The organism is Anaerovibrio sp., assembly GCF_024697385.1.
Classification (GTDB): domain Bacteria; phylum Bacillota; class Negativicutes; order Selenomonadales; family Selenomonadaceae; genus Anaerovibrio.
In genome coordinates, this window is sequence record NZ_JAILFV010000195.1 from 1 (window position 1) to 7,200 (window position 7,200).

At 43.8% G+C, this 7,200-nt stretch carries 7 protein-coding genes; 6 read left to right on the forward strand and 1 reads right to left on the reverse strand.

Annotated elements, in window-relative coordinates:
• The 6 genes from K6C05_RS10185 to K6C05_RS10210 form a co-directional block, all read left to right on the forward strand.
• Positions 1-796, forward strand: a 796-nt coding sequence (locus K6C05_RS10185) for a hypothetical protein (RefSeq protein ID WP_296734377.1), incomplete at its 5' end; no start/stop codon positions are given.
• Between the two features lie 33 nt (positions 797-829).
• Complete coding sequence (gene metA, locus K6C05_RS10190) at positions 830-1,771, forward strand: homoserine O-succinyltransferase (protein ID WP_296734379.1); 942 nt, start codon at positions 830-832, stop codon at positions 1,769-1,771.
• 79 nt (positions 1,772-1,850) lie between these two features.
• Positions 1,851-2,459, forward strand: coding sequence for a hypothetical protein (locus K6C05_RS10195; protein ID WP_296734381.1), 609 nt, complete (start codon positions 1,851-1,853; stop codon positions 2,457-2,459).
• A 189-nt stretch (positions 2,460-2,648) separates the two neighbouring features.
• Entirely contained in the window at positions 2,649-3,362 is a 714-nt protein-coding gene (locus tag K6C05_RS10200; RefSeq protein WP_296734383.1) for a DUF2225 domain-containing protein, read from the forward strand.
• Positions 3,363-3,373: 11 nt separating this feature from the next.
• Positions 3,374-4,051, forward strand: coding sequence for a hypothetical protein (locus K6C05_RS10205; RefSeq protein ID WP_296734385.1), 678 nt, complete (start codon positions 3,374-3,376; stop codon positions 4,049-4,051).
• Positions 4,052-4,092: 41 nt separating this feature from the next.
• Positions 4,093-5,754, forward strand: a complete 1,662-nt coding sequence (locus tag K6C05_RS10210) for a DUF4127 family protein (protein WP_296734386.1) — start codon at positions 4,093-4,095, stop codon at positions 5,752-5,754.
• Between the two features lie 68 nt (positions 5,755-5,822).
• On the opposite strand, the gene serC is transcribed toward K6C05_RS10210, so the two are convergent.
• Positions 5,823-6,914 (reverse strand): 3-phosphoserine/phosphohydroxythreonine transaminase, encoded by a 1,092-nt coding sequence (gene serC / locus K6C05_RS10215; protein ID WP_296734388.1) that lies wholly within the window; start codon positions 6,912-6,914, stop codon positions 5,823-5,825.
• Positions 6,915-7,200: the final 286 nt, after the last annotated feature.

A 7,200-nucleotide genomic window follows, 5' to 3' on the forward strand; every position in this document is an offset into this window, starting at 1 on the left:
TGATAGTGCAGAATGGTATTGGATTTCCTCCGATGATAAATACAGTAAGTTTTATGCCCCTGGTAAGGTGCAGGTGCTGCGCTCCTTTGGAAATATTGCGGTACAGATAAGTGCCTGGACCAAGACCACCTACAGTCCTGCGGGGGCTCAGGAGACACTTAATAATTACGGTATTAAGGATATTAACCCTGGCCAGCTGGCCTACAGTCTGGCTGAGGTGGAGGTTAATCCCCAGAACCGTACACTGGCCTATTTGAACGAGTCCTTTTATGATAAGGATGACAACAAGCTGTGGGAGAAGGTGTACAGCCCGGTTCGTCCAAAGGAAATGAATTCCCAGGAGTTTGACGAGGATTTCTATTGTTATATCGTGGACAGCATTTTCAGCCAGGGAGAAAATGAGCGCCGTAAGGCAGATGATCGTTGGCTCCAATTGTGGCAGGATGCCCCTAATGGCGGCGGTGTGGTTTACAGTATGGCAGATACATCCACCATGCGTCTGAAGGGTCAGAATATTATTTTTTGGGAATGGCAGGAAAAGAAATCTTCTGCCAGCGAAGTGGAAAGTATCATCTTCCAGAAAAAGGCCGTAAATATTCCAATGTATACGGAAAAAGTGATTCGGGTTATGACCTGGAATGCCAACACAGGCTGGAAGGACATTACAAATACTACTGATGGTATGTACCATGTGATTGAACCTGGTACCAACAGTGAAAAGGCCCTTAAAGCCCTCAAGGGTTATGAGGGAGGGCATGAGAGCTGGGTAAAGCGTTATAGCTTGGACAATGAATGACCAGCTTTCATAAATAGTTTTTGAGGTGATTTCGTGCCAATTAAGATACCGAATAACCTTCCGGCAACGAAGATTCTGGAGGGTGAGAATATTTTCGTTATGGATTCTGACCGTGCCTACAGTCAGGATATCCGACCGCTGAAGTTATTGATTTTAAATCTTATGCCCATAAAGCAGGTGACTGAGACTCAGCTGCTGCGCCTGTTGGGTAACACCCCACTCCAGGTGGAGGTGGATTTTATATATACAGAATCCTATGTGCCTACCCATACCACAACGGATTATTTAACCGAGTTTTATGGTACCTTTGCGGAGGTTCGTCATAAAAAATACGATGGATTTATTATAACCGGTGCTCCGGTGGAGCAGATGCCTTTTGAGGATGTGGCTTACTGGGAGGAAGTTGCGGAAATCATGGAGTGGAGCAAATCCCACGCCTATTCCACCTTCCATATTTGCTGGGGAGCCCAGGCGGGTTTGTATTATCATTATGGTATAAAAAAGTATGATGTGGCTCCGAAGATTTTCGGGGTATATAAGCATCATCTTTGTGTGGAGAATGAACGACTTTTCCGCGGCTTTGACGATGAGTTTTATGTTCCTCATTCCCGCCATACGGAGGTACGCAAGAAAGATATTGAACGGATTCCTGAGTTGACCATTATGGCTGAGTCTGACGAGGAGGCCGGGGTTTATGCCATTGCCAATCTGGACAAACGTCAGTTCTTTATCACGGGGCATGCGGAGTATGATCCGTTGTCTTTGAAGGCAGAGTATGACCGGGATATGGCAGCTGGACTTACCAATGTCATGATTCCCAAGAATTATTATCCGGATGATGACCCTACCAAGCCACCTATTGTAAGATGGCGTTCGGTGGCCAATCTGCTTTTTGCCAACTGGCTTAACTATTATGTATATCAGGAGACTCCTTATGAGCTGGAAGCACTATACAGGCCTCATGATACAGATTGATTACAGTACTTTTCATTAGTTTTTCATCCAAGTTAATTATAATGAACTTTTGAAAGTGTGATTTGGAGGAAGGTATGTCATGAGAAAGATTTTGTTTTTTGCAGCATTTATGTTATGTACTATGTGTCCCTACATTGCGGGAGCAGCACCTGAGGTGCCGGGGGATGTGTATAAATGGGTTCAGTCTTCAGCCCGTCAGGATTATTATTACAATGTTCAGCAAATATGTTTTGTCAGGAATGCCGATGGCACAGTTGATACCAATAGGGTGACTGTGCCGGTGCTTAAAATATATGATGAACTGATGATACATGATGTAGTGTCCAAACGCCGCTGGAACGGCAAGTCATTAAGTGGATTTGATGATTTGGTCGGTGTAGCGGAGTATTTGGAATTTGATATTAAGTCTGCTTCTGTGAATGTGAGACAGGTAGACTATTTGGATTCGACCTTGACAACAATTGAGGAATGTAATCTCCAACAGACTATTGATTTAAAATCATTGTCACCTATGAGCTTTGATGCGAAGTTCTATAACGCTATTTTAGATTATGCCCAGCGTAATCAGCTGGAATTGGCTGAACGGGCTAGCAGTAAATTAGACGCACGATTCAAAGCAAGGGTGCTTGCTGCCCAAAAGGAATATATTGCCAAGCATAAGGCAACCTCTGCTGGGACAGGCGCATGATGTTTTTGGTGAATTGTAAGCTGTAACCCGGTGGAAAATATTTCCTTGTGGAATACCGACTCGCCATAGCCGGTTTTTGCGGGTATCATTGTCATATCCGTGAGGTTTTAAAGTACGATACAATGCTTTTAGTTTTCGGGAAATTTTTGCACATCTGTGTTATTGAGCAGTAAAGGAAGGAGACTTAAAATGCCCAATGAGTTTACTTTTGTAGTAGAAAAAAATTGTCCGGTGTGTGGAGAGAAGACCCGTGTGGTTAAGGTGAAGTCACGATTAATGGTACAGCACACAGATGATGATTATTGCTGTCATTATCGCGATTTTAATCCGTATTATTATACTATTCTGGCCTGTGAGCATTGTGGCTTTGCGGCTGATGAAAAGCATTTCCTGACTCCGTTGCCTGACAGGCACAGGGCTATGTTGGCCCAATTTTTAAAGGAGAGACGGGTATCCTTTATTTTTACCCCTGAAAGAAAGTTGCCGGATGCTGTTGCTTCATATCAGCTGGCAATATACTGTGCAGAGGCTATCAATGCGCCTTTGTCCAGGTTGGCAGGACTGTCCCTGCGCATGTCATGGATTTATCGGCTGACAGAAATGAAGGAGCAGGAAATGGAATGGGCCCATAAAGCCATTGATTACTATGAGCGTTCCTTAATGACTGAGAGATATCCTGTGGAAAGCCTGTCTGATAATACGGTTATGTATCTTTTGGCTACCCTGTTTAACCGCGTTGGAGACAGGGATCATTGTGTGGGTTATTTAAGCAGGCTCATCAATGACAAGGAGTTGAAGATGAAGGACAGCAAGGTTTATTATGATGCCAGAAAAATGTGGCAGGATATAAGAGCTGAGGAGAACGAGGCCAAGGGCGCAAATCAAACAACTGCTGCAAAATAGAGGAGCAAAAAATGGATTTACCACCAGCAGTCATAGAGGCTGCTTCAAATATTGACTGGATTCAGGTGTCACAAGTGATTGAGGACTATGGTCCGGTAATAAAAGTTATTCAGAATACCTGGACTCATGAGTCGTTAGTGGATATATTAAATGGCAGTATAGCCGTCCCGGATTCTGTTATCAATGATGCCCTGGCTGAAAGGTTTTCAGGCAGTGACAACAATATAACCAGTGTGACAATAGCTTCCCGTGAGGATGGAAAAATTGACATCAATGCAGATACCAAGAAGATTGGCAGGATAGAATTGTCAGGATATCTGGAGGAAATGGTACACGACCAGGATGGTTCACATATGACATTTCGGGTAAAGGAACGGGCATTAAAGGACCACGGTCTAGGCTCATGGTTTTTTTCCAGGATATCACTGTCCATGGTTCAGAATCTTTTTGGCAAGATAGAGCTGGGGGAAGATTTGCCAACGCAAATTAAGGGAAACCGTGTGAGGGTGGATTTCCGCCCGGTACTGGAAAAAACGGAGCTGGCATCTACCCAGATTCAGGGACATCGTCTTCTGGATCTGTTCAGTATTGAATCGGCTACTCCACACCAGGGATATATTACCTTCAAGACCAAAGTGGATATTCCGGGCGATATAAAACAAATGGTTTTAAATGTTCTGACAAAATGATATACATTATGCGAAATTATTTTATTTACTTTTTATGCCTGATGTTTTCTGTGATTGCTGCAGATGCTTATGCTGCTACAGTGATGAATACAGGTAATTCGGCCAAATTTTATCAAAACAGCATAACAAGTGGACGGATAATTTTTATTCCCCATGATAATAGACCGGTTTCTGATGAGATGCCGGTAGATACTGTGTGCAAAGCAGGCGTTGAGGTTGTGGTTCCTCCTGATAAGCTGCTGGGTTCCCGGGAGTTTATGGGGAATCCTGATGAGTTGTGGAAATGGCTTGAAGAAAACGCAACTGTTTTTCGTAAGCCCACCAAGGAAGAAAGGAAGCGTCTTAAATCTGATGCCATGATCAGGGATTTAGCACCTGATGTCAAGGGAATCGTTATATCTGCTGACAGTATGATTTATGGCAGTCTCGTTGGTTCCAGAAAGCATAGTATTCCGGAGGCAACCCTTAAGGAGCGGGTTAAGCGCTTTGCTGATTTTAAGGACAAATATCCCGCTGCAAAGATGTATGTTTTTGCATCCATAATGCGTACTCCAAGCTCCGGAGAACATTCCGGTACAGAGGAACCGGAGTATTACCAGCGCTATGGAATAGATATATTCCGCTATACAGTGCTGAATGATATGGCTGATGAAGGCGTTTTGTCTACTGCAGAGGAAAAAGAACGCAGCTTTTTGAAGGAGCTTATTCCTGCTGAGTACATAAATGACTGGCTGAACAGGCGTGCCAAGAATTTAAACATAAATAAGGAATTGCTGAGGCTGTCCAAGAATAAAGTTTTTGAATGCTTTGCCCTGGGGCGTGATGATTGTGCTGCATGGTCACAAACACATATGGAAAGCCGTCATTTAACCAAATATGCGCAGGATCTGGCAGTAAATAATGTGCATAATTTAGCGGGTATAGATGAACTGGGCATGTTGCTTTTGGTTCGTACCCTAAATGATATAAGAGATAAGCACCCTGCTGTTACTGCACAGTATAATTGGGGAAACGGATGCAATACCATCCCTACATATTCTGATGAACCTATTGATACCACTGTAAGGGAAGGGGTAGCCCTTTTGGGAGGGCGGTATGTGGAGACTCCGGAGCAGGCGGAATTCCTTTTGCTGGTAAATACCAATCCAAACGGTGAAACCCTGGCAGCTAATTGGTACAGCAACAGCCGGGAGTTGCGTCCGGGAGTCCGGTATTTTGCTGATATGGTGGAGGATGCGCTGAAAAAGAGATATCCGGTTGGAATAGCTGATGTTTCTTTTGTCAATGGTGCTGATAATTCATTGATGGAAGAATTAAACCGCAGACAGCTCTTGTTTAAGGTGAAATCATATTCCGGTTGGAATACTCCTACCAACAGTGTTGGATATGCCATTGCCCAGGGAATTCTGGCAAAGGATATGAAGGACGATGACAAGAATATGCTGCTGGCAATCCGGTATCTGGATGACTGGGCATATCAGTCCAATGTCCGGCAAACGGTAGCCAGGCAGTTGTCATGGTTTGAAGGGGCAGGCGTGTATTCTGTACTGGGAGATAATAAAAGCAGTGTGGAGTGGCGGGCGACGACGCTTTTACAGCTCTTTGCCCAGCTTAATATGCCAAATATTGGCGTCATTAAGAATATCCGTATGACAAGTCCATGGAACAGGCTGTTTGAGGCGAGAATACGATTTATATCATGATTCGGAAAACAAAAAAATCAGGGGGAGTATAAAACTCCACCTGATTTTTTATATACCCTGCATAATTGTCAGCGGTTTGCTTTTTGGAATTTTGTCATAAAGTCAGCCAGCTTCTCACAGCCTTCATATGGCATTGCATTGTAAATGGAGGTTCTCATTCCGCCTACACTGCGATGACCCTTTACACCGCTGAGACCATTTTCCAGAGCCTCGGCAACAAATTTCTTTTCCAGATCTTCACTTGGGAGACGGAAGGTAACATTCATCAGGGAGCGGCTGTCCTTATCAGCATGACCACGATAGAAGCCATTGCTTTCATCTATTACACCATATACCAGGGCAGCTTTCTTTCTGTTGACTTTCTCCAGTGCTGCCAATCCACCCTGGGCCTTTATCCATTTTGCAGTTTTACCAACCATATAAATACAGAAGGCTGGTGGAGTGTTGTAAAGGGAATTCTTGTTAAAGAAGGTATCATAGCGAAGCATAGTAGGTAATTTTTCAGGACTCTTTTCCAGCATGGATTTTTTTGCAACTACCAATACAACTCCGGCCGGACCTAAATTCTTTTGGACACCTGCGTAAATGAAGCTGAATTTTGAAAAATCCAGCGGCCGGGACAGGATATCTGAAGACATATCGGCTATTAAAGGTACATTTCCGGTGTCAGGGATATAATGATACTCTGTGCCGTAAATGGTGTTGTTATAACAGAGATGCAGGTAAGCTGCATCGTCACTCAGCTTGATTTCGCCCTGGGTAGGTATATGTTTGAAATCAACATCCTTACTGGAAGCAGCTGCATATCCACAGCCAAGGATTTCGGCTTCCTTGTAAGCTTTGCTGGCAAAGCTTCCGGAAAGAACATAGTTGCCGCGCTTTTCCGGAGTGGCGAAATTAAGGGGAATCATGTCAAACTGCAGGCTGGCACCACCCTGGATGAACAGTACCTCGTAGTCGTCGCCGAGCTGCATGAGTTCCAGTATATCAGCCTTGGCCTGATTGTGAACATCGTCATAAGCCTTGGCTCTATGACTGATTTCCAGAATGGACATGCCAGTATTCTGAAAATTTAAAAATTCTTCCTGTGCTTCTTTTAACACATCCAAAGGCAGCATGGAAGGTCCTGGATTAAAGTTGTAAATACGATTTGCTTCCAATTGATAAACCTCCTTGAATTGTAAATAGATCTAGTACATTCAGCAGCATTAGCCTGCGACTGTATGTACTCGGATATATGGATGCTGTCTGCCATCAGGTGGATAAGGTCCAACAATCCGTCAGTGCATAATAAATAAAACATCCATTTTTATAACGAGCTTTAAGATGTCCCCTTCCTCTTTAGGTGGGGGAAAACAAACTACAACAGCTGGCGAGCATATCTCCCAGCTCGTTGAAACGCTAATTGGAAGATTTTTCTTCTAAAGAAGAAAAATTTGAACAATG